The sequence below is a fragment of the Catellatospora tritici genome (assembly GCF_019083965.1).
Lineage (GTDB): Bacteria > Actinomycetota > Actinomycetes > Mycobacteriales > Micromonosporaceae > Catellatospora > Catellatospora tritici.
Map to the genome: position 1 here is coordinate 111,700 of NZ_JAHRCY010000017.1, position 22,681 is coordinate 134,380.

The 22,681-nt window shown below is 69.2% G+C and carries 23 protein-coding genes; 6 read left to right on the forward strand and 17 right to left on the reverse strand.

The genetic code is table 11. The annotated features are described in order from the left end of the window. Window positions 1-109: 109 nt before the first annotated feature. The 13 genes from KUA19_RS30935 to KUA19_RS30995 all read right to left on the reverse strand — a co-directional run bounded on the left by KUA19_RS30935 (window position 110) and on the right by KUA19_RS30995 (window position 9,276). Complete coding sequence (locus tag KUA19_RS30935) at window positions 110-1,414, reverse strand: hypothetical protein (protein WP_217401637.1); 1,305 nt, start codon at window positions 1,412-1,414, stop codon at window positions 110-112. Continuing rightward, window positions 1,411-2,139 (reverse strand): GGDEF domain-containing protein, encoded by a 729-nt coding sequence (locus tag KUA19_RS30940; protein ID WP_217401639.1) that lies wholly within the window; start codon window positions 2,137-2,139, stop codon window positions 1,411-1,413. The genes KUA19_RS30935 and KUA19_RS30940 overlap by 4 nt, the downstream gene beginning before the upstream one ends. A gap of 162 nt (window positions 2,140-2,301) precedes the next feature. Continuing rightward, window positions 2,302-2,865, reverse strand: a complete 564-nt coding sequence (locus KUA19_RS30945; protein WP_217401641.1) for a hypothetical protein — start codon at window positions 2,863-2,865, stop codon at window positions 2,302-2,304. 46 nt (window positions 2,866-2,911) lie between these two features. Then, on the reverse strand, window positions 2,912-3,331 hold the full coding sequence (locus KUA19_RS30950) for a hypothetical protein (protein ID WP_217401643.1): 420 nt from the start codon (window positions 3,329-3,331) through the stop codon (window positions 2,912-2,914). Then, complete coding sequence (locus KUA19_RS30955) at window positions 3,328-3,882, reverse strand: hypothetical protein (RefSeq protein ID WP_217401645.1); 555 nt, start codon at window positions 3,880-3,882, stop codon at window positions 3,328-3,330. Before KUA19_RS30955 ends, KUA19_RS30950 begins: the two co-directional genes overlap by 4 nt. Before the next feature lie 154 nt (window positions 3,883-4,036). Then, a complete protein-coding gene (locus KUA19_RS30960) occupies window positions 4,037-4,354 on the reverse strand; it encodes a hypothetical protein (protein ID WP_217401647.1) in 318 nt (105 codons plus the stop codon). Then, window positions 4,348-4,677 (reverse strand): hypothetical protein, encoded by a 330-nt coding sequence (locus KUA19_RS30965; RefSeq protein ID WP_217401649.1) that lies wholly within the window; start codon window positions 4,675-4,677, stop codon window positions 4,348-4,350. The genes KUA19_RS30960 and KUA19_RS30965 overlap by 7 nt, the downstream gene beginning before the upstream one ends. Before the next feature lie 168 nt (window positions 4,678-4,845). Next, the gene (locus KUA19_RS30970; RefSeq protein ID WP_217401651.1) at window positions 4,846-5,637 is read right to left on the reverse strand and encodes a hypothetical protein; all 792 of its coding nucleotides are present in this window, start codon (window positions 5,635-5,637) and stop codon (window positions 4,846-4,848) included. A gap of 22 nt (window positions 5,638-5,659) precedes the next feature. After that, on the reverse strand, window positions 5,660-5,881 hold the full coding sequence (locus KUA19_RS30975; protein WP_217401653.1) for a hypothetical protein: 222 nt from the start codon (window positions 5,879-5,881) through the stop codon (window positions 5,660-5,662). Between the two features lie 67 nt (window positions 5,882-5,948). Beyond that, on the reverse strand, window positions 5,949-6,410 hold the full coding sequence (locus tag KUA19_RS30980) for a hypothetical protein (protein ID WP_217401655.1): 462 nt from the start codon (window positions 6,408-6,410) through the stop codon (window positions 5,949-5,951). Between the two features lie 311 nt (window positions 6,411-6,721). Then, window positions 6,722-7,369: a hypothetical protein gene (locus KUA19_RS30985; RefSeq protein ID WP_217401657.1), complete on the reverse strand. Its 648-nt coding sequence runs from the start codon at window positions 7,367-7,369 to the stop codon at window positions 6,722-6,724. Between the two features lie 501 nt (window positions 7,370-7,870). After that, the gene (locus KUA19_RS30990; protein ID WP_217401659.1) at window positions 7,871-8,713 is read right to left on the reverse strand and encodes a TRM11 family SAM-dependent methyltransferase; all 843 of its coding nucleotides are present in this window, start codon (window positions 8,711-8,713) and stop codon (window positions 7,871-7,873) included. Beyond that, a complete protein-coding gene (locus KUA19_RS30995; protein WP_254550392.1) occupies window positions 8,710-9,276 on the reverse strand; it encodes a hypothetical protein in 567 nt (188 codons plus the stop codon). The genes KUA19_RS30990 and KUA19_RS30995 overlap by 4 nt, the downstream gene beginning before the upstream one ends. Window positions 9,277-9,534: 258 nt before the next feature. On the opposite strand from KUA19_RS30995, the gene KUA19_RS31000 reads away from it, so the two are divergent. From KUA19_RS31000 to KUA19_RS31010, 3 genes are all read left to right on the forward strand, one after another. Beyond that, window positions 9,535-10,308 (forward strand): hypothetical protein, encoded by a 774-nt coding sequence (locus tag KUA19_RS31000; RefSeq protein ID WP_217401661.1) that lies wholly within the window; start codon window positions 9,535-9,537, stop codon window positions 10,306-10,308. 381 nt (window positions 10,309-10,689) lie between these two features. Continuing rightward, window positions 10,690-11,004 (forward strand): pilin, encoded by a 315-nt coding sequence (locus KUA19_RS31005; protein WP_217401663.1) that lies wholly within the window; start codon window positions 10,690-10,692, stop codon window positions 11,002-11,004. Continuing rightward, window positions 11,004-11,909, forward strand: a complete 906-nt coding sequence (locus KUA19_RS31010) for a hypothetical protein (RefSeq protein WP_217401665.1) — start codon at window positions 11,004-11,006, stop codon at window positions 11,907-11,909. Before KUA19_RS31005 ends, KUA19_RS31010 begins: the two co-directional genes overlap by 1 nt. A 355-nt stretch (window positions 11,910-12,264) precedes the next feature. Here KUA19_RS31010 and KUA19_RS31015 read toward each other — a convergent pair whose 3' ends face one another. The 3 genes from KUA19_RS31015 to KUA19_RS31025 form a co-directional block, all read right to left on the reverse strand. After that, window positions 12,265-15,111, reverse strand: a complete 2,847-nt coding sequence (locus tag KUA19_RS31015; RefSeq protein WP_217401667.1) for a tetratricopeptide repeat protein — start codon at window positions 15,109-15,111, stop codon at window positions 12,265-12,267. A 97-nt stretch (window positions 15,112-15,208) separates the two neighbouring features. Next, complete coding sequence (locus KUA19_RS31020; protein ID WP_217401669.1) at window positions 15,209-17,236, reverse strand: recombinase family protein; 2,028 nt, start codon at window positions 17,234-17,236, stop codon at window positions 15,209-15,211. Beyond that, window positions 17,236-17,619, reverse strand: a complete 384-nt coding sequence (locus KUA19_RS31025; RefSeq protein WP_217401671.1) for a DUF5372 family protein — start codon at window positions 17,617-17,619, stop codon at window positions 17,236-17,238. Before KUA19_RS31025 ends, KUA19_RS31020 begins: the two co-directional genes overlap by 1 nt. A gap of 2 nt (window positions 17,620-17,621) precedes the next feature. Between KUA19_RS31025 and KUA19_RS31030 the strand changes: the two genes are divergently transcribed. The 3 genes from KUA19_RS31030 (at window position 17,622) to KUA19_RS31040 (ending at window position 21,262) form a co-directional block, all read left to right on the forward strand. Further along, a complete protein-coding gene (locus KUA19_RS31030; protein WP_254550362.1) occupies window positions 17,622-18,524 on the forward strand; it encodes a PrgI family protein in 903 nt (300 codons plus the stop codon). Then, window positions 18,521-20,356 (forward strand): VirB4 family type IV secretion system protein, encoded by a 1,836-nt coding sequence (locus tag KUA19_RS31035; protein ID WP_217401673.1) that lies wholly within the window; start codon window positions 18,521-18,523, stop codon window positions 20,354-20,356. Before KUA19_RS31030 ends, KUA19_RS31035 begins: the two co-directional genes overlap by 4 nt. A 465-nt stretch (window positions 20,357-20,821) precedes the next feature. Continuing rightward, window positions 20,822-21,262, forward strand: a complete 441-nt coding sequence (locus tag KUA19_RS31040) for a hypothetical protein (protein ID WP_217401675.1) — start codon at window positions 20,822-20,824, stop codon at window positions 21,260-21,262. 286 nt (window positions 21,263-21,548) lie between these two features. Here the strand turns inward: KUA19_RS31040 and KUA19_RS31045 are convergent, their stop codons facing one another. Next, window positions 21,549-22,454, reverse strand: a complete 906-nt coding sequence (locus KUA19_RS31045) for an alpha/beta hydrolase family protein (RefSeq protein ID WP_217401677.1) — start codon at window positions 22,452-22,454, stop codon at window positions 21,549-21,551. Window positions 22,455-22,681 lie beyond the last annotated feature (227 nt).

Consider the following 22,681-nt stretch of genomic DNA (forward strand, 5'->3'; position numbering starts at 1 on the left):
CGCTGGATCAATACGGGGGCACCCCGTACCGCGAATGGACAAAGCAGAAAAGGGCCGGATGCGCGTGGTGGTGGTGGGCGAACCCACCACCACCACCACTACGGCCTACCTACTCGCTGCTTGTTCCCGGTGTGCGGTCGTCATCGGTGCGGCGGCCGAGGATGCGCACGGTGGTGCTGAGTTTGATGGGCAGGTCTTCGTCGCCTTTCAGGAACGGTTGGATTTCGATCTTTTGTCGGAGGCTGCGGCCGGGGCCGTACGCCTGGTTGCGCTCGTGTCCGCTGACCCAGAACCGGTGAGTCGGTTTGGCGCGGGTCCGTCCGGCAGCCGGTTCCGCGTGCCGTGCGGGCTCGGCGGAGCGTGGCTGGATCTGTACGACCCTGATGTCCGGGGCGGGTCGCTTGGCCCGTGCGTACGCCTTGGCGGTGGACTTGTCGGGCTTTGCGGCGACGGTCTCGGTCATGCGTTGGTGGATGAACAGCCACGTGGTGGCCAGCGGGCCGAGCGGGTGGTCTCCGTCGATGCCGGTACCGCGGGCGATGTACTCGGCGTGGATGGGTACGAGCCAACCGATCTCGTGCCGGACGCTCTGCATCAGGTCTTGATCGACGCCCGCGCCGGCCCCGACACTCCGGTACCCGATGAAGTGCCAACCGTCCGCTTGCGGCGTCCAGGAGACGGCGGCGAGCTGGCTGCTGTGGCCGACCGGTTCGGGCCACACGAGGAGTCCGGCCTCGGACGGCGCGAGCTCGTCGTTGATCCACGCGGTGGGCTGGTTGGCGGTGAGGGCCTGGACCTGGGCGGTGTACTCGTGGTTGATCCAGTACATCGGGATCAGGTCCAGCCGCGCGGCCAGAGCTTGGCGCTGGTCGGTGTTGTTGATGGGTGTGGGCAGGTTGGCCGGGCCGCGTAGCAGGCCGGTCAGCCGGTCGCGGATCTTCGGCAGCATCTCGGCGGTGAGCCGGGCCGGTGGCCACGGTGTGGTGGTGAGCAGGGTCCGTTCGTTACGGCTCAGGACGATGCCTCGGTGTAGCAGGCGTAAGACGGCGTAGTCGGGGCTGTCGGGGTGCCAGCGCATGCGGCCAGCGCAGCGCGCGGTCAGGCCATCGGAGTCGTCGGCTTCGATGAACTGTGCGCATCGCAGGCAGACATGCCACTGCTCGTTGTAGGTCTCGATGGGGCCGTCGATGGAGGTGCCGATCTGGAGGCGGGAGGTGTGGTAGTTCCAGACCGGTGGTGCTCCGGTGCAGGTGTGGCAGGCATTGCGTACCGACTTCAGGAGGCTGGCGTTGACCGGCCTGGGCTGGTGGTCGCTCTCGGTGACGGCGTGCCGGTAGATGATCGTGTCGTCGTGCTGATCGGCTGTGAGCGCGTCGCGGCAGGTGGCGCAGGCAATGAGGGTGGCGAGGTTCATGCCGCTTCCGCCTCGCTGTGCTGGTGGTGCAGGTCGCGCAGGCGAGGTCCGCGGCGGGTGTCGCTGGCGGGCATGGTCATGCCGGGGGTGTAGAGGGTGTGCTGGTTCCGGCCGCTGCGCTTGGCGTGGTACATGGCGATGTCGGCGCGGTGCAGGGCGACGTCCTCGAACGGGTCGCTGCTGTCGACCACGGCGAGGCCGATGCTGGCGGTGAGGGCGACGACGACCGGGCCGGTGTCGGCCTGGATCTTGACCGGCGTCGCGATGGCGGCGAGCAGCGCGTCGGCGATCTGGGCGATGCCGCGCTGGCGAACGGGGAACAGGGCGGCGTACTCGTCGCCGGAGTGCCGGGCGACGTCGCCGCCGAAGAAGGCGGCGATGGGCGTGAGCCGTTTGGCGATCTCGATCAGCACCTCGTCGCCAACGCCGTGACCGTGCTCGTCGTTGATCTCCTTGAACCCGTCCAGGTCGATCAGGATGGCCACGACCGGCTGGGCCGGGTGGGCGGCGGCGAAGGCGGCGTGCGCGGTGCGTAGGCCGTGCCGGTTGTAGATGCCGGTCAGCGGATCGTGGGCGAGCTGCCAGGCGGCATCGGCCAGCTGGTCGCGCAGCTGCGCGACGATCGGCCAAGCGGCCAGTTGGCCCAGGCCGTAGCCGATGCAGGCTCCGGTAAGGAGGATGATCGCCGTGTAGATGCTGGCGATCACCGGGGGTGTGGTGAACACTGGATTCTCCAATTCAGGTTGGAGAACCCGGGACGCGAACGTTGTCTAGGCGGTGCGTCCCGGGTCCTGGATGCGAAGACGGCCCGCCATGTGGCGGGCCGTTTTTCGTGCTTCTGCCGCCCATCGATCGGGCAGCGTTGCGGGTGATGCGGTTCGGGAAGGTCAGCTCGGCGTGGCCGGCGTGGTGGAGCCGTCCAAGCTCCAGACGGCGCCGACGCGGGCCGGGTACCGTCCCGTGCTGGACCCGCCGCCGGAGTGCGGCGAGCGGTAGGGGTCGTCGGTGCGAGGCCACCGGCCGCGCACCTCGTTGGGTTCTCGACCAGCGCCTGGTAGCCGGTGCTCATACCGTTCGCTGATCACCTGGACGTAGTCCACGTCCGAGGCGTGCGCCACGTATAGGCCGTTGCGGATGGTGCCGCCGAGCCGGTCGCAGCAGGCCACGGCGACCGGGTACCAGCCGTTGACGAACAGGCTGACCAGGTGACCGCAGGACAGCGACACCAGGAACACGCACAGCCGGTGCAGCTGCCAGCCGTTCGGCGAGGCCGGTTCGGCGGGGCCGGAACCGTTGCCGTGGCCGGGTTGCGCGCACGGGGCGCAGATCGGCCCCTGGTCGGGGTCGTATCCGGCGTCGCAGCCTTCGCAGACGATCAACAGACACGAACGGCACTCTCCGGAGGCGGTGGTCCGCAGGTCGGTGCCGCAGAATCCGCACGGGCCGCTCATGCAGGCGTCGTCGTGGTGGCCTGGCCGATGCCGCTGGCAGGGATGTCTACTCATCGCCGACGCCTCGGTTGTGGCGGTAGACGGCCTCAGCGGTCAGCGGCTTGCCGGTCGGTGCGGCCGGGGCGGTGATCTGCCGCCAGCCGATGAACTCGCACGCCAGCCACGTCGTGTGACCTTCGGTGGTGACGGCGAGGACATCGCCGACCGACAGCGACCGGCGTCGCATGAGCCGGTAGACGCTGGCGATGAGGAAGTCGGCCTCGCCCTGCGGCGTGCCGCGGCCGGACTCCAGCATGTCGAGGTCGGCGTTGAACACGTGCCAGGCCCAGTCGGCGATCTGGAGCGGGTCGGTGCCGGTGGGCCAGTGCCGCCGGTGGGAGATCACCTGCTGGAGCTGGTGGCCGTCCTCGTACGGGAAGAACCGCGACTCGGTGTTGTGGTACACGGCGATCACGTGCAGGGTCATGATGCGGCCTCCCCCGACGTGGCGGTGATGGGCCGGACCCGCAGCAGCTGCTCAGGCAGGATCAGCGCGGCGAGCTGCTTTGTGCGCGGGTGCATGTAGGGCCGGTAGCTGCTCGCCCAGGCCAGACTCCACCGCTGTGCCGGTTGGCCGAGCCGGGACTCGGTGGTGGGGTCGCCGTGGAACGCGAGGTCGAGTGCGGCCAGGTGTGCGGCGGTCGGGGTGTGCTGGTGGTGGCTCATCCGCCCGGCCAGCATCGGACAGGCGCTCGCCGAGTAGGCGGCGCATTCGGGGTGCATGCCCGGCTCGTGGCTGGTCAGCTCGGCCAGGTCGGTGTCGCGCATCGCGAACACGATCCGGTTGCCCAGGCCGGTGCCGCAGGTCTGGCACAGCTTCTCGGTGAACGCCGTGGTCTGGCGGGCGTAGTCGATGGCACCGAAGCGCCAGCGCCCGTCGGGCATGGCCAGGGTGGTGTAGGGGACGACGAGTCCGCCCACGGTGGGGCGGTGCAGGAGCCGGGGCGGGATGCCGGAGCTCGGGTCGTTGGTGTGCAACGGATTCTCCCTCAATGGGTGGGTGGGAATCCGGGCACGGCTGTCGGCCGTGCCCGGAAGGTGCGCGGGTTCGCGCGGTCGGCCGGGCGACGGCCGGAATTTCGGTGCGGGTGCTACGCGGCGCGCAGCGGGATCAGGTCAGCGACGCTGGGATTCAGTCGTCGGTGCTGGGCTGAAGGTCGATTGCTCTGGGCTCGGCGTGCAGCCAGATCCGCGGTGTCGTGATCCGATCGAGTTGTGCGCGCATGCCGCGCCGGATCTCGTCGGTGAGGTCGATGCTGACGTGGCCGGCGGTCCAGGGCGGCAGGAAGCTGATCTCGACTGGTAGCCCGTTGAGGGTGGCGGTGAACGTGCTCTTCCAACCCCACGGGCGCAGATGTGCGCGCACGTCGGTGGCCGCAACCAGCAGGTTGAGCAGGTTGTCGAGGTCGCGGCGCGCGAAGATGCCGTCGAACATGTTCAGCATCAGCACGGGGCGCTCCCGTCGTGGCTGCTCGGGTGCTGATCGAGTGGCCCGTGGGCTCCCTGGGTGCAGGCCCAGCGGGAGTAGCGCGCCTCGAAGAGGTAGGTCCCCGCGTGGGGTGACTTGTAGAGCTTGTCGTCGCTGCCGTGGAGCATGGGCGATTGTTCGGCACGCTGCTTGCGATCGGCCTGGTACAGACTGCAGGCTTCGCACGATGGGCCTTCGTGTCTCGGCTCGACGTCGTTGATCTGGCGCATGGCGAACGGCAGTCGCCAGCCGATGTTCGCCTGTCCATCGAGCTGGGCCTGCGGGCCGGGGCTGTGTCGTTCCAACGGATTCTCCCTGGTGGTGGGTGGGGTCCGGGCACGGCTGTCGGCCGTGCCCGGAAGGTGCGCGGGTTCGCGCGGTCGGCCGGGCGACGGCCGTTGGTGGTGCTGGTGTGGTGTCTCGTGCTCAGGTGAGGTGCCTGCTGGCGGCGTGGCGCTGTGGGCGTGCCGCCATCAGCGTCGGTGGCAGATGCTCCAGGTCCACTGGTAGGCACCGGCCGCGTAGAGCCCTTCGGCGTCGGGGTAGCAGCGGTCGATCTCCAGGACGCGTTCGTCGCTGAGGCTGTGCTGCTGCCAGGAGATGACGGCCACCTCGCCGTCGAAGCGCATGCTGGGGAACTCGCCGGGCATGCTCGCCGGGTGGCTGTTCAGCTCGCCGAGGTCGGCGATCATCTCGGCGACTGTGTCTCGGGTGAACCGGGGCAGCACACCGTCCGCGCCCTTGTAGCCTTCGGCGATCACCGCTTGGTAGCTCAGGTCTTCCAGGGTCGGGGCGGCGACCTCGGCCGTGACCCAGGTGGCGTCGGCCGGGACGATCTCGTTGCGGTGGTCGGCGGTGCCGCAGGCGAACGGCCGCGTGGTGGCGATCCAGAACCAGTGGTGCTTCTTCTTGACCCCCCACCGGATGGTGTCGATCAGGGGACGGGTCGCGTTGGCTCGGCGGCGCACCTTGAGCAGGAGGAGATCGTGCTGGGGGTTAGCGTGGTCGTGGGTGCCGCTGGTGCCCGAGACGGGGTGCTGCCAGGTGAGGGCGTGGGCGCGGTGGGGCTGGCCGGTCTTGTCGTACCAGCCGGGCCAGCCGTTGGACCGCAGCGTTTCGCTGCCGGTCTCGTCCTGCTCCCAGATCAGCGCTGATACGCCGCTGGGTGCACGCAGCAGGTGGGTGGGGGTGTTGACGGTCGGTGTGTGGACGGCGTGTTCGGCTAGGGGGCTGACGTCGGCCAGCCGCCACCAGATCTTCGACATGGGGACTCCTGTGATCGTCGGGTCAGGGAAGGTGCACGATGTGGGTCTTGTCGTCCAGGTCCAGGACGTGCACGGTGCCGTCCGGGCGGGCGAAGGCCAGCAGGGTCGCGGCGAGCCGCAGCGCGCCATTGATGGCGTCGGTCTTGTTGTCGCCGGACGCGGCCATGAGCGCGTCGATGCTGCGGCTGGTGCGGGCGGTGGCGTTGAAGGTGGTGCGGGTCAACCCGTTGTCGAGTTCGGCCATCGGGATCTCCAGGACAGGTAGAAGGCGCGCGTCCGCTGCGGGCGCGCGCCTTCGGGGTGGATGGGGGTTACTGCGTCAGGCCGCGCAGGGCGAGGTGGGCCTCCTTGAGGTGCCCGGCGCTGATCTCGCCGCTGGCGCCGGCCTGGCTGAGGCTGTTGGTCAGTTCCTTCGTCGCCGCGGCGGGTACGGCGGCCGAGCCCCGGAAGGCGTGGCCGTGCATGTGCTCGGCGAGGCGCTGGACGATCTGGGTCAGGTGCGATTGCAGGAGGTTGAGGCCGCCGACCAGCCGGGCCAGATCAGCCAGCTCGTGCTGCCCGCGCGCGTACGTGAGAACGTCGCCGAGGTGCTCGGCGGCCAGCAGCATCACGTGGGTGGTGGCCACGGTCTTGGCCGGGTTGAAGTAGGACTCGTCACCGAACAACTCGGCGACTAGGCCGATGACGGCCTGACCGTCAGGGTGCAGACGGGGTGCGGTGGGCAGCTGGGCGAACCAGTCGCCGTCTGTCAGGTACCAGGTGGGCTGAAGCATTCGTCCTCCTCGGGGACGCGGAAAAAGGCGGCCACCGGGTGGTGGCCGCCTGTGTGCGGGATGGGATTACCGCGCCCTGGTCGCGTACGCGAAGGGCGTCGGTATATGAGTGCCTGATCTGGGTCTGGCGGCGGCGGCCGACCGGGATGCGGTGGGCACGGTGCCGTCGCGGACGACGTCAGATAAAGGGGCACATGGGAAAGAAGGAGAACCTCTAGGTTAAGCCGTCCGGCGGGTCCGCGAGGCGGGTTGTCAGGTTTGCTTTTCTGACCGGACCTGTCCCGGACCTGACAGCCCGCTCGGCTGTCAGGTCACTTCTGTTGCGGCTTGTCATCATCCGAAGGCGGCAGCGGCCACGGCGTCCAGCCGCCGCCGGGGGTGGGCCAGTACGGTGCGGGCGGCGGTCCCGAGCGGTCGGCGGCCCGTGACAGCAGCAGCGGTGTGATCAGGATCAGGCTCGCCGCGAGCCGGACCGGGGGCAGCTTGCCGTCAGCGGACACGGCAAGGAACACGGCGGTTGCGCCGATCGTGGCGATGTCGATGACGATCTGCGCGGCCTGCGACAGCCGCCACGCATAGGTCGCCTGCGACCAGTAGGCGCGCTCGCGTAGCGCCTGCCCGGCCGACTCGGCGACCATGAACGGCAGCCAGCAGACGAACAGCAGCAGCGCGACACCGGCCAGGACCGGCCACGAGCCGGTCACGGCCGCCAGCAGAAGGCAGGCGGTGGCCGATCCGATCAGCGGGCCGATCCACCGGTTCGCGGTGTAGACGAGGCTGTAGAGCAGCCGCGACCATCCGGCCAGGCACAGCCCGGCGACGGCGGCCACGACCAGGACCATGGCGACGTTGCCGCTGGTCACCGCGAGCACGTTCACCGCGATGACGGCGACGGGCAGCGTCAACGCGTTGGCGCTGCTGTAGGTGTTGCGCTCGGAGAGCGTCAGGGTGTTCAGCATGTTTGCCTCCCAGGGGTTGAGGTGTCCGGCACGGCCCCGGTTGGCGGCGCCGGGCGGACTTCGTTGTGGATGAGGTAGGGCGTGCGCCGCTGGCGGTATGGGGACCGCCAGTGGCGGTGGTCCCGCCGAGCGGGACTCGCCGCTTGCGGGGGTGCGGGATGAGTCCCGGTGCCGGCGCGTGGAGCGGGACCTCGAGCGGGACTGGTCCCGCTGTGCGGCGGGCCGGTCCCGCTCGCGTTCGCGTCGGGGTCCCGCTGCGCCTCGGCGCACCGGGACTCGTTCCCGCGCCGCCCACGCCCCGTGCGGGACACAGCGGATGGGTAGCGGGACTCCAGGCGGGCCGGTCTGCCCGCGAGCGGGATCGTCCGACGCCGCAGGTGGCGGGACCGGGCTGAGCTGCCCGTATCCCGCCACCCGCCCGTTGCCGGGCCCTGCGTCAGCTACTGTGTCGAGTGGCCGTCACAGGGTTTGACCTGCGGTTATGTTCAGCGGCGCGGACCTTCACATGCGCTGGAGAACCCAGACATCCTCGTGCGCCACGAGGTGCACGGGGACGCCTTCGGCGCGGGCGCGGCGGACCGCCATCAGGCCAAACATGCTGGCCCGGTGCACGATCTGCCCGTCGCGGACGGCGGCGAGCATCGCCGCGCACCGCTCCACCGGCACGAAGCCCACCGACGTGGCGACGGCGAGCAGCTCGCCGGGCAGGTCGACGAAGTCGTCCCGCTGGCGGCGTACCGGTCGGCAGGTGATGACCACGGTCCCGCCGGGACGCAGCAGCTGATAGGACGCGGCGAGGATTTCGGCGAACCCGTCGAGCAAGCGGGACCATCCCGCGTAGGCGAGGTTGCCGCGCTCGCGGTCCCCATAGAGGTGGTCCCGCTTGCGTACCCCGGTACTGGTCGCCCGCACGAGGCCGTGAGTCCCCCTGCCGTACGGCGGGGAGGTGAGCACGAGTCCCACCTTGCCGACCGCGGACGCGGGCACCAGGTCGAGCAGCCTGGTGGCATCACCGGTGATGACTTTCCCGGTGCCGGCGGCGCCCTGCGACGCAGCCAGCGAGACGTTGGCCTCGGCCAGGGCGGTGAAGCGGGGTTCGATGTCGATGCCGATCCCCTCCCGGCCGAGGTGCATGGCCTCGACGAGGGTGGTGCCCGACCCGCACATCGGGTCGAACACCAGATCCCCGGGAGCGGTGTAGGTCCGGATGGCGTGTGCGGCCAGGTTGGGCAGCATCTTGCCCGGGTGGCTGCTGCTTTCCGGCACGTACCGGCCTCGCCGCTGGTCCCGGGCGGGCTGCTGGCAGGTCAGCCACACCGACGTGACCGGCATCGGCTCGGTCATCGCACCCCGTTTCCGACCGCACTGAGGGTGAGGATCAGGACGTCGGTGTGGATGTCGAGCAGCGTCTGCTGGCCACGCCGGGGCGGCTGGTCGGCCGCCACGATGTGCTGCAGGTATGCCAGCCCTGTGTCCTTGGCGGCGATGATGACGTCGACCGGTGCGGTCACGTCGTGGCTGAGCAGGACGGCCACGCAGCCGCCCGGCAGCAGTTTGTCCCGGCACCGGTTGAAGAACTCCACCGGCGAAAGGTCGTCGAGCGGCCAGCCGGTGACGATGAGCCGCGCCGACTCCTTGCCCCAGCCGACCTGCCGGGCCGCCTGCAGGTGGCTGCGGCGGCGGGCGGCGATGACCGCACGGGCCAGCTGCGGCCCGTCGGCCAGGTCGACGATCAGCTCGCCGGGGTGGGTGAGGTTGTGCACGAGCCGCACGCCCAGGGCGTTGGACATGGTCTCGCCCCGCCGTGGTGCGGGCACCGGCCAGACGGTGATCGGCACGGGCACATCGCCCGGCACGACGTCCCCGATCGGGACCGGTGCGCTGTAGTGGTTGGTGTTATCGGTCATGGGCACGTGGCCCCCGGATCGGCGGGCGTACTGACAGTGCCTAGAACGGCGCTGTTGGGCCGATCGAACCCCCCCACGGTCCTGTCAGGACCTGACACGCGCCGGGCGCGCGGCCGGTCTGACAGGCGAAAACCTGTCACGACCTGTCCAAACCTGTCCCGATCTGACAAACGCTTGTGCTGTCAGGTCGCCCCTCTCCAATCGAGGTCGTGAGCCGCCGCGCTTGGGCGTTCGGCTTGAACCTCGAGGGGACACGACATGCCAACCACCACCACCTCCTTTCGCACCGGCGGCGCGCTGGGCCAGGCCGAGAAGGCGTTCGAGCTGCTGACCTGCGAGCCCGCCCCACTGTCGTTCGACGCCCGGCCGGTGCCGGGCCTGCCGGACAAGACGATGCCCCTGGACCAGCTGCGCAAGCTGGTGCTGTTCGAGCGCTACGACTCCGACACCACCGACGCGCTGTGGCGGCAGTTGGCCCTGCACGCCCGCGAGTGGGGTCCGGCCTGGGTCGTCGGGGCGATCGGCGTGGCCCTGCCCGCCCTGACGCACCTCGCGGCGAAGATCAGCCGCGGCCACCGCCGCCACGCCGAAGACGTCGACTCCGAGGTGCTGGCCGGGTTCCTGGCAGCGCTGCGCACCGCCGACCTGGACACGCCCCGGCTGTGGCTGCGGCTGTGCTGGGCGGCGTGGCGCGCGGGCGTGGCGGTCATCAAGCCCAGCGATACCGAGGAGCTGCCCCTCGACCTGTCCAGCGGCTCGCGTACGCCGAAGATGCCCTACGGCCACCCGGACCTGCTGCTCGGCCGGGCCGCCGCCGCCGGCCTGATCTCGACCGAAAGCGCGGAGCTCATCAGCGCCACCCGCTTCGGTGACACCCTTATCGAGCAGCTGGCCGCCGAGCGCGGCGTGACCGCATCCGTGCTCAGGATGCGCAGGAGACGTGCCGAACGGGCCGTGGCAGCGGCGGTCGTGCGAGGCGACCTGTCCGGCCCGGTCTGTAACACCCGCCGCGAACCCGCCATGGCGGTCTGATCTGCACACCCACGCACCCGCGAGGCCGCCCCGGGCAGATGCCCGGGGCGGCCTTTTCGCGTGCCCGGCGCTGCATCCGTTGCACGGCAAAGCTGTCAGGTTCCGCGATCCGGGGGCGCTGTCAGGTTCTGCAAGGTCGCGACAGGTTCGGGGCGAGTTCATCTGACCTGACAGCCGAGATCTGTGCGGTGCATGTCATCCACGGCATGCCCGCCCCGGTGGGGACAACCCAAGGGCGAGGCCCACAGGTCCGGCACGGCTGGCGCGGCGTACTGACACCGCAATCCCTTCCCATGCAAGGGAGGAGCGCCCCCACCGGACCCTTCGCGGACTTCGCCCGGTCCCCACCGCGGCGGCCCCACATTCCTGTGGAGCGCCGCAATGCAGACAACCCTGCACGTCCTGAACAACCTCAACGACCTCGTCCTGGCCGCGCCCGATCCGGGCGGCGGCGGACCGAAAACCCTGCCCGACGTCATCAACGGCATCCAGGGCTGGATCATGGGCATCATCGCGGCCATCGCGACGATGTTCCTCGTCGTCGGCGGCCTGCGCTACATGGCCGCCGGAGGCGACCCCAGCCAGGTCGAACAGGCCAAGGGCAACTTCAAGAGCGCGTTGATCGGGTACGCGCTCGCCGTTCTCGCCCCGGTGGTCCTGAAGATCCTGGCCGGCATCGTGGGCGGACCGAGCTGATGGTCTCCTGGCTGATGAACGGCCTGGTCGAGTGGCTCGCCGACAGGTTGCAAGACCTGCTCGGCGGGCTGCTCGCCTACCTGACCTCCGGCATGTTCCTGTCGCCGGACGTCACCGTCTTGCCGCAGGTGCAGTCGATCGCGGGCAAGAGCGCCCTGGTCGTCAACGCCTGCTTCGTCCTGGCGATCATCGCCGTGGGCATCGCCACGATGGTCGGCGGCTCGGTCGAGATGCGTTATGGCATCAAGGAACTGGTGCCCCGCCTCATTGTCGGATGGGTCGCCTCGAACTTCGCCGTCGCGTTGACGGCGGCGCTGATCGAGGTCGCCAACGCGTTGACGGTGTCGATGGTCGGCACGGCCGCCCCGACGACCGAGGCGGTCAACATGACCCGCCTGCACGTGACCGCCGCCCTGTCCGACCCGGGTACCGCTCTCGTGGCGCTGATCATCGGTCTGCTCATCGTCGGGCTGATGTTCACGCTGTTCGGCAGCTGGATCGTGCGGGTCGGCGTCCTGGTGATCCTGGCCGGGATCGCCCCGGTCGCGATGGCCTGCTACGCCACGCCGTGGACCCAGGAGGCCGCGCAGCTGTGGTGGCGGACCCTGCTGGGCTGCCTGGCCACCCCGACGCTGCAGGCCATCGCCTTCAGCACCGGCGTGCAGCTGATGATTGACCCGAACAGCAGCCTGCCGATACTGATCGGCCTGCCCGGCTCCGACCTGCTCAACCTGATGCTGGTCGCGGTCCTGCTTTGGGTCACGATCAAGATCCCCGGGATGATGCGCCGGTACGTGACCCGCAAGGGCGGCCCGAGCATGGGCGGCGTCCTGATACGGGCGGTGCTGATCCAGTCCATCACCCGCAAGCTGCCGTTCGGCCGCACGGTGCGAGGTGGGCGATGACCCACGAAGACAGCACACCCCGTGCCGTGGTCCCGACGGGCGCTTCATACTGCCTCTCCGAGGATCGCTGTTGGGTTCATGAACACGGGGCCACCTGCTGACGTCATCTCGTGGCGACGTCGGACGGGTGATGCGTATCGGTCACCTCGCGCCACGCGAAGCTGACCCGTGTCCTTCAACGATCGAGTCGCGGCAGTCGCCCGCTCCGACCGCCAAGCCCGGCGGTCGGAGCGTAACGGTGTAACGGATAGCCCGGGTTACTGAGAATGGTCACCGTACGGGGTAAATGAGAATGTGCAGGTCCTGAGCGTCGTCGAAGTCGGCGAGGGCCGTGACCTGTCCGGTGAGGGATCCCCTAACGGACACCGGGACTCAAATCGCCGCCACCTCGGTCGCTGCGGGGGGCGCGTGCAAGACTACTTCGTACTTGCGAGGTGAGCGGGTGGCTGGGGCTAAGGAGCCGTTCACAGTCGGCCAGCAAGTTCTCGTACAGGTCGATGGCCTCATCCAGCCGTCCCGTCGACTGGTAGGCGTCGGCGAGTCCGTGGCGGGAGACCAGTGTGTGCGGGTGGTCGGCACCGAATGCCCGCAGATAGTCGGCCAGCACCTGCTCGTGCAAGTCGATGGCCTCATCCAGCCGTCCCGCCGACTGGTAGGCGCCGGCGAGTCCGTGGCGGGAGACCAGTGTGTGCGGGTGGTCGGCACCGAATGCCCGCAGATAGTCGGCCAGCACCCGCTCGTACAGGTCGATGGCCTCATCCAGCCGTCCCGCCGACCGGTAGGCGCCGGCGAGCTCGTAGCGGGAGACCAGCGTGTGCGGGTGGTCGGCACCGAGTACCCGCAGATAGTCGCCCAGCACCCGCTCGTACAGGTCGATGGCCTCATCCAGCCGTCCCGCCTGGTATGCGCGGGCGAGTAGGTGGCGGGATTTCAGCGTGTCCGGGTGGTCGGCCCCGAGTACCCGCAGACAGTCGGCCAGCACCTGCTCGTGCAAGTCGATGGCCTCGTCCAGCCGTCCCGCCGACTGGTAGGCGCTGGCGAGTGCGTGGCGGGAGACCAGTGTGTGCGGGTGGTCGGCACCGAGCAGCCGGACACGAACAGCCAGCACCCGCTCGCACAGGTCGATGGCCTCGTCAAGCCGTCCCGCCGACTGGTAGGCATCGGCGAGGTTGCTGCGGGAGGTCAGCGTGTCCGGGTGGTCGGCCCCGAGTACCCGCAGACAGTCGGCCAGCACCTGCTCGTACAGGTCGATGGCCTCGTCAAGCCGTCCCGCCGCGTGGTAGGCGTAGGCGAGATTGTTGCGGGTGAGCAGTCTGGTGTGGTGGTCGGCACCGAGTACCCGCAGACAGTCGGCCAGCACCTGCTCGTGCAGGTCGATGGCCTCGTCAAGCCGTCCCGCCGACTGGTAGGCGTGGGCGAGGCTGGTGCGGGAGGTCAGCGTGTCCGGGTGGTCGGCCCCGAGTACCCGGGCGCGATCGGCCAGCACCTGCTCGTGCAGGTCGATGGCCTTGTCCAGCCGTCCCGCCGACTGGTAGGCATCGGCGAGGCTGGTGCGGGAGGCCAGCGTATCCGGGTGGTACGCGCCTAGCACCCGCAGCCGATCGGCGAGGGTGGCCTCGAGGATGGATATGGCACGCGTGAGATCACCTGCATCCGTCAGTGCCCGGCCAGCCCACGAACGCTGGATTAGCAACAGCTCGGAAGGCTTCTCGACGTGCTCTCGTACGGACTCGATGTGCCTTACCAGTTCATCGAGGTCGGCACGCCTGTGAGCGACCTGATCGGTGGGCAGATCGTCGGTGAGCTGATCCAGCAGCCGGGTCGCATCCGTGACGGCGGTGGAGAAACTGCCGTCAATGCCGGCCTGGTATCGGACCACGGCGGCAATCAACCGGTGCACCACGACCACCGCGCGATCACCCTCACCATCAACGCCGACGGCGCTGATCGCGACAACGGATCGGCCGGTCAGCAGCGGCAGCGCCCGCCTAGCATCTATCCCGCTGGCCCGTCGCCACGCACGCCACCACCTACGCGCAGGCGCGAACGCCGCGGTGGCAGCCGGGCCGGTCAGGAAACGGCGGCTGATACCGTCCGATGACAGCAGTGCCAGCACCGTCAGCAGCCGATTGGCCTGGCTGGTGGGGTCGTCGCGGCGCAGCGCGGCAAGGCTCAGCCCGGTGGCCTTCAACACCCCCGGATGTTCGGCCCCCGCCTGCTGCCGCAGGATCTCATCCAGCCGCACCCCCGACAACAGGTCCAGATACTGCCGGTACGATAGCCGGTCGGCGGCGATGTTGGCCGCTGCCTGTGCCAGGCCCAGCGGTAGCCAGCCCAGCTGCTCGCCCAGCCGCTGCGCGTCCTCGCCGTCGGGCAGCCTGGTCGCCTCGGCCAGAAACGCGTGACCCTGTTCCGGCTGGAATACACCCACCTCGACACTGGCCACACCGGGCAGCGTCGCCACCGCCGGCCGATTCGTCGTAATGATCACCTGGGTCGAGCCGGTCGACGGCAGATACCGCACCAGCTCCGCCGGATCCTCCACATTGTCGAACACCACCAGCCGCCGTCGACCATCGACGCGCTCCAACAGCCGCCGCACCGCGGCCGCGACCTGCTCCGGCAACACACCATCCCCAGCGAGGCGAAACTCTTCCCGGCCCAACCTGGCCAGCTCCGGCACCACCCCTGACTCGGCGTTGATCCACGCCACCACGTCAAAGCCGTGGCCCGCACACTGGCGGGCCACCTGTGCCGCCAGCTGCGACTTGCCCGCTCCCCGCATCCCATGCAACGCCACCAACGCCGCTGCGGACCGGTCTTCCAACGCCTGTACTACCTTGGCCGTCAGATCCGGCCGCTCCTGAAACGACCACGCCCGATGCGGAATCTCTCCGAACAACACGCGCTCGCCTGGCTGGCGCGGCGCATCGGAGCTGGGTTGGGGCGGGTTTGGTCTGCGTAGCAGGCCAGCGGTCAGCACGCCGGTGGCAGCCAGTCCAGCAAGAGCCCACGCACCGTCGTCTCGCAGCTTGGCCAGCCCCGAGGCCGCCCACTCGGCTGTCGTCCACCTGGCTGCCCAGTCCACTACACCGGGAAGCAGCCACTGTCCGGCGAACAACACCACCACGAAGGTCACGCCTGCTGCGGCCACCACCAGCAGACGCCAACGTACCCGCCACCGCGCAGCCCAGTCATGCATAGACAGCCCCTGCTTCCGGTCGGACACAAGAAGTACGCCAGCGTTACACGTCAATGCCACTCTGCGCGAGACCTCAATTCGTCCGGTCAGGGTTCCCCTAACGGACACCCGCCGCGGGAGGGTTCGGCTTGAGCCGGAACGAGCCGGCGACCTTCTGCCGGTAGACCTCCTGGGTCTGGGCGTCCCAGGGGATGCACCAGCGGCCCGCACGGGTGTTGGCGGGGACTTGGTCCAGGCGCAGCCAGTTGTAGATCGCGTCAGCGGGGATGCCGAGTAGCTGGGCTGCCTGTTTGACGCTGATCTCCCCGTCCTGCACGGCGACGGTGCGGGGCGTGAAGATCTGGTAGATGCCGCGCACCGCGGCGACGTGCCGTGGGGTGAAGCGCAGGTTCTTGCCGGTGCGCAGGCCGGCGTCGTTGAGCATCTTGGAGATCTGGACATTGCTATGGGTAGCGCCGTACTCGCGCACGATGGCGAGGGCCTGTGGTGGGGTGCGGCCTGGCCCGCGTCGCTCGACGATCAGCTCGTCGCTGGCGCCGGTGTGCCAGCGCACGCCGATCCGCACGGCGTCGGAGTCCTGCTCCAGGAGAAGCGTCACATCGGCGATCAGCGTGCGCAGCAACCGCTTGCGGTCGCGGTGACTGGTCGTCGGCGCGTCCCACAACCGGGGAAGGTCTGCGGCCAGTGCTTGCAAGGCGTCGTGGTCGGGCACCGCGGGCTTGACCACGCGTGCGGTTGCCAGCGCGGCCTCGGCCTCGGCGAGGGCGGCGAGTTTGGCCTCCCACCGCGTTTCCAGCGTCCGCGCCACGAGCCGGTTGTCCGGTTCGACCTGGCTGAAGGCACGTTCGGCGCGGTCGGCTTCGTAGTGTGCGCGTTCGACTGCCAGTTCGGCGGCGCGGTGGCTGCGGACCTGCCGGTCGATCACCTCGTCGGCAGCGGCCAGGGCGACCTGGATCTGTTGCGGGGTAACAGTCTTCAGTAACAACGTCGCGACCGTGTCGTCAACCGTGTCGGCGGTGACCGTGCGGCACCGGGTGGTGGGCTCGGCGCACTTGTAGGTGACCTTGCGGTCCTTGCGGCTGTAGCGGGTGCCGACCCGGCCGCCGCAGGTGCCGCAAAGGATGATGCCCTGACATAGGGCGGAGCCCTCCCGGACCGGCCGGGCACCGCGCTGGGTGTTGTTCGCGGCGAGCCTGGCCTCGGTGGTGAGGTATTCGGCCCAGGTCACGTATCCCTCGTGGTGGTCTTCGATGAGGACCGTCCACTCCTCGCGGGCCCGGCGCCGGCGGGTGGAGCGCACCGTGCCGTCGGGCAGCACCCGGCGCACCTCGCGGGTCTTGCCGAACGTGTACACCCCGGCGTAGGTGGGGTTCTTCAACGCCTGCGCCACCCGGGCGTGGGTGAGCTTGCCCCACTTGATCGTGCCCGCCCACGCTCCGGCCCACGCCCTTTGCGGGAACAACCTGCCCGTCTCGTGGAACGCCCGGACCGTCTTCAACGCAGACCCTGTCCGATGGAACTCGGCGAACAGGTCCTCGACCGCGCGGCGGACCTGCTCGTCGGGGTCTTTGACGATCAAGCCCTCGTCGTCGTAGACGAACCCGACGGGCAGGGGATGGCGTAGTTCACCGCGGTGGGCCGCGGCCAGCTTCGCCCCGTGCAACCGGCCGAGCAGGAAATGCATCTCGATTTCTGACATTTGGCCCTTGAGCCCCAACAGAATCCGGTCGTTCACATTCGCCAGGTCGTACACGCCATCGGCGTCGATCAGCAGCGTGTCGGTCAGCCGCGCCAACTCCATCAGCCGGGTCAGGTCGGCGTTCGAGCGCCCGAATCGCGACACCTCCAGGCCCAACACCGCCCCGACCTCGCCCATGCACAACTTCGCGACGATCTCCCGGTAGCCGTCGCGTTCGGACCCGAACCGGCTCGACACACCCAGATCGGCATCGACGACGACGATCTGCTCGGCCAGCCACCCGAGTTCGGCGGCGGTCGTCGCCAGCCCGTACTGCCGGGCGGTGGACTCGGTGTTCTGCCGCACCTGCGCCATCGATGACTGCCGCAGGTACACGATTGCCAGCCTCGACAGATGACTCGACGTGATCTTCGAGCTGGGAGTCATCACTGCTTCCTCTGTGCAACAGCGATTCGACCATGTTCGCCACGACCATCAGGGCTTGGCGAATGTCCCACCCGCTCATCCGTCCCCGTTCCCGGCCCACTCGGGCCACCAGCGTTCACTTCAGCGTCAGGAGCCAGTTCATGGGAATCCGCCACCGCCAACACTGGATCGATCTTGTCGATCAGCGCCCGCGCCGCCGACAAGCCCTCCACCGCCAACCGATCCGACGCCGCCGCGACACCCCGGTCGGTCCAGTCCTGCGCCACCGTGATGCGCCGCCTCCCCTCGACCTCACACACGAAGAACAGACCATGCCGCTTGCGCTGCATGAACAGCACAACCAAGCTCTGCCCCTTCAACGGATGGAACGGATGAGTGATCACCAATGAGTCCGAAACATGACGAGACTGACGGGCCGTATACGGCACGGATTCCGGCCAACGTCAACGAGGCCGACCGGATCGCGTTCGGGCTCACGTTCCGGCAGCTGGCCATCGTCGGCGGCATCGGCCTGGGCGGCTTCGGTCTCTACCGCACCTTCGGCCCGCTGCTGCCCCCGGTGGCCTGGATCATCGCCGGGATCATCGTGTTCTCCATCGCGATCGTCGTCGCCCTCGGCCGCCGTGACGGCCTGCCATTGGACGTCTGGCTCAAGCATGGGCTCACGCTGACGCGAAGCCCTCGCCGGCTCACCCCCGGCACGGCTCGGGCCACCTCGGTCGCCGCGGTGGCCGGCAAGACGAGCGTCCCGGCGCCGCTGCGCTCACCAGTGACAGCGGTCAGCCCGAGCGGCGTGGTCACCTCCGAAGGCAAGCACCGGGTGCTGATCGCCTGCGGGACAACGAACATCCACCTGCGCACCGGCAACGAGCAAGGCGCGCTGCTGGACGGGTTCGGCCGGTTCCTCAACTCCCTGACCAGCCCGGCGCAGATCGTCGTGGCCGCCCAGCGTCACGACCTGACCGCCCACGCGCAGGCGATCGTCGACCACGCGCCGCGCCTGCCGCATCGGGCGTTGCAGGACGCTGCCGACGACTACGCCGAGTTCCTCCTAGACCTCGACGAGGAACGCGATCCGTTGCGTCGTCAAGTTTTGGCGGTCATCACCGGCGAGCAGGTCGCCGACATGGCCGTCCGCGCCCTGTCCGGGCTCGGCGTCGAAGCCACCGCCCTGGACGGGCCGGCGGTCACCGCCGCGCTCGCGGCGGCGGCCGATCCCTTCAACCCCCCAGTGCCCGGACCGCGAGCGGTCCCGGGCGCACCGATCACGCTACGGAGCATCGAATGAACCTGTTGAATACCAAGAAGAAGACGGTTGCGGCCGGGGAGGGCATGCCCTCCCCGGCCGCTTTGTCGGTCACGCCCTGGCACGTGCAGGTCGGCGACGGCTACGCCGCCACCTACGCCGTCACCGGCTACCCGGCCGAGGTCGGCCCCGCGTGGCTCGATCCGCTGCTGTCCTACCCCGGCCGCGTGGACGTCGCCGTGCACATCGACCCGGTCGCGGCGCAGCTGGCCGCGACGATGCTCAAACGCCAGCGCGCCCGCCTCGAATCGACCCGGCAGCTCGACTCTGATCAGGGCAAGCTCGGCGACCCGATGACCGACGCGGCGGCGGCCGACGCCGCCGACCTGGCCGAACGCGTCGCGCGAGGCGCGGCGAAGCTGTTCGACGTCGGGATCTACGTCACCATCCACGCCCGCGACCTCGACGAGCTGCGAGCGGTCACCGCGGGCGTGAAGTCCGCCGCCGCCAGCGTCTTGCTGGACCTGCAGCCGACGACGTTTCGCCACCAGCAGGGCTGGGTCGCGACGCTGCCGATCGGGGTGGACCCGCTGCGGATGCGCCGCATCCTCGACACCACGTCGCTGGCGGCGGCGTTCCCCTTCGCGTCGGCAGACCTGGCCGCCCCGCCGCCCGGTGTCGTCGCACCGCCGGACGGGGTGCTCTATGGCGTCAACACCACCGGCAACGGCGTCCTGCTGTGGGACCGCTGGCGGCAGGACAACCACAACAGCGTCGTCCTCGCGCGCAGCGGCGCAGGCAAGTCCTACTTCGTCAAGTTGGAGGTCTTGCGCAACCTCTACCAGGGCACCGCCGTCTCCGTCATCGACCCCGAAGACGAGTACGCACCCCTCGCGGAACATGTCGGCGGCACGGTCGTGCAGCTGGGCCTGCCCGACGTCCGCATCAACCCCCTCGACCTGCCTACCGACAACCGGGCCGACACCCTGACCCGGCGCGGCCTGTACCTGCACACGCTGATCGCGGTCATGCTCGGCGCACCACCACCGCCGACCGAACGCGCCGCGCTCGACCGCGCGATCACCGCCACCTACGCGGCGGCAGGGATCAACGGCGACCCGGCCACCTGGTCGCGCCCAGCCCCGCTGCTACGGGATCTGACCGTCACCCTGGCCGCCGATGACGACCCGGCCGCTGAGCAACTGGCCGCGCGGCTCGCACCGTGGACGATCGGGAACTTCAGCTCCTTGTTCGACGGGCCGACCACCACCCGCCCGGACGGGCACCTGGTGGTGTGGAGCCTGCGGCATCTGCCCGACGAGCTACGCACCGTCGGCACGCTGCTCGCGCTCGACTCGATCTGGTCGGGCATCGACACTCCGAACACCGGCGCCCGCCGGCGGCGGCAACTCGTCGTCGTCGACGAAGCCTGGCTGCTCATGAGAGACGGCGAAGGCGCGAGGTTCCTGTTCCGGATGGCCAAGGCCGCCCGCAAGCGGTCGGCCGGGGTGTGCGTCATCACCCAGGACGCCGCCGACGTGCTGTCCACCGACCTCGGTCTCGCCGTCGTCGCCAACGCCGCGACCCAGATCCTGATGCGTCAGAGCACCCAGTCCATCGACGCGGTGTCTGAGGCGTTCAGCCTGACCGCCGGGGAATCACGGCTCCTGCTGTCGGCGCCCAGGGGCGAAGGGCTTCTCGTCGCTGGCCGGTCCCGGATTCCGTTCAGGAGTGTTGGGTCGGCGGCCGAGCACAAGATCGCCGTCACAGGTCTGGAGTTCGCTGAATCTTCGGGAGGTATAGGAGCTGAACTCAGGGGTCAATACTGCGCCTACGGCGTGGTGCCGCCCCTGAGTTCGCCAAGTTCCCCTTAATGCTGACATTTGTCGTATCGCCGCCGTCGGCACCGCGCTGCGTGATGGGCTTCGCTTCGAGGGTGAGTTCTGGGCTCTGGGACAATCTTCGTGATCGCTAGACGTCTACGTTCTTGCGCGGCCCAGCGACGCCGATGGCTGTCGGCAGTGTGTTGACGGTCCTGGCCGCGACAGGGCGGGTCGCCTGGCGTTGAACGGGGTATGAGCATCGACTCTCTCGCTGTCGCAGAGCCGGTCAAGTCGGGTCTGCGGCCGGTTGGCATGACCCGAACGGCTGGGCTGATCATGGTGGCGGCCGGAGCCATCGGTGTGGCTGCGGTACTGGTGCCCGGCTGGGACTGGACACCGGCTGGGCCGGTCCGGCTGGTGTGGCGGTACTCGCCCGCAGCGGGATTGTTGGCCCTAGGTGGCTTGGCCGCATTCCGGCCGCGGCGTACGCCTGCCGAGGCCACGGCGGTGGGTGGATTGCTCGGGCTGCTGATCGCCGGTGAGGGGTTCGTCGCCGTGCGGGACTGGTTCAACGTCGCTGGTGCGCGGGGTGTGGCCTTGTCGAATCTGGCCGACGTGGTCACCATCGCCGCGATGACCGCCGTTGCCGGGGTGGTGGCGGCGCTGGCGGGCGGTGTGCTGGCGTGGCCGGCCGGGCGGAGCTCGGGCCCACCGCAGCGGGCGCTGCTTGTCATCGCCGCCACTGTCGCTGTCGGTGTGCCCGTCATCGGGGCGGCCGTATCCGGGCAGATGACCGTGACGACGGTCGGGGCGGTTGCTGTCGCCTGGTCGCTGCCGTGGACCAGCGGGCTGGTGGCCGCGGCTTATGCCAAACCCGAGGTTCGGCGGGCCCTGGTCGCTGCTGTCGCTGTCTGCGCCGTCGTCGCGGTCCTCTCGGTAGTCCTCCAGCCTCAGTGATTCTCGGCGGGCAGCCCGTTTGCAGGCGAAGGTGCTTAGGCAGGCGTCCAGGTCGGTGACGGGATTAGTGATGGTGGCCGGTCAGCGGCGTACCAATGCTGAGCTCCATCCCAGCCGATCACGGAAGTGTGCCAGAGCCGAGTTCTGGCGCCAGCTGGGAGCGGATTCTGGCTCCGCATATCGATCACCGGCGGTTCCGACTGGGAACCAGTAGTGGCCCCGGGCCGTGCCGGTCGAGCGGCAGGCGGGAGTCACTGTCGGTGACTGCTCGCCCGGAAGCACCGTTCTATGTTGTCGAGAGTCCTGACAGTTGCCTGTCAAACCAGGCGAGCATGGTGCTGGTGTATCGAGGGCTGATGGCCGCGAGACTCGGGCTCTCGTTCAGGGTCGGTTGGTGTCCGCAGCCGGGCAGTCGGCAGATCGTCAGATCGGGGTTGTTTTTGGTGGCGTACGCATGACGCCATGCGGCGATGCTGTCGTCGATGGGCATCCACTCATCGGTCTCGCCGTAGAACAGCAGCACGGGGCAGGGCAGCCCCGCGATCGCGGATGTCGGGTCGAAGTCCATGTCCGCCCAGGTGCCTGATCGTTCGGGTAGTTGTCGACGAATGTAGGCCAACGGGAACCATGGCCGCTCGGCGGCGTGGTCGACGGCGGTTTGCGCTGTGGCGCGAGGGACGTCGCCCCGTAGATATTCCTCGACGGTGGTGCGGAGGTGGATCAGCTCGGCAACGGCGGCCGGGTCGAAGCCGTGCCGCCTTAGCTGTTCGGCTGTGCCGAAGCGCATCTGGTGCGCTGGAGATACTCCGCACGAGGACACCAGCACCAGGAATGCAACCTCGTCGGGCTTGGTGCTCGCTGCGACGGTCGCGGCCCAGGCGCCCTGGCTGAACCCCCAGAGCCCTATCGGAACGTCCCCGATCTGCCGACGCAGCGCTTGTACTGCCGCGTACGCGTCGGCGGCCTGCACCGCCAACGGCACGTCGTTTCCGTCTTTCGCGGGCCGCCGGTCGTAACGCAGCACCCCAATCTCTGCGGCTGGGAGCAGACTGGCAAGGTGCTCATACAGGAAGAAGGAGCGCTGGCCGGCCTCGGCGCCATGCAACGCCACAACAGCGGCGCGTGCATGCCCCATTGGCAAATCCAGTGAGGCGGGCAGGACGACACCTTCAGCCTCAACGACCAACTCCATTGATCAATTACATCACGGATCGAACGTGTGCATGCACCGCCCAATGCCCTCAAGCCGCGATCCGGTCGGCAGTCCGTACGGCCCATCGCCGAGGAGGATCCTCGGCCGTAACCGTGCGTAGCGTCGCCACGTGAGCGATGCCTCTAACCTGGGTGGGGGGCCAGTTCTCGCTAACACGCCGCCGGAGCCTATCTCGGGACGCTGCAGCAGTGCAGGCGAGATAGCTC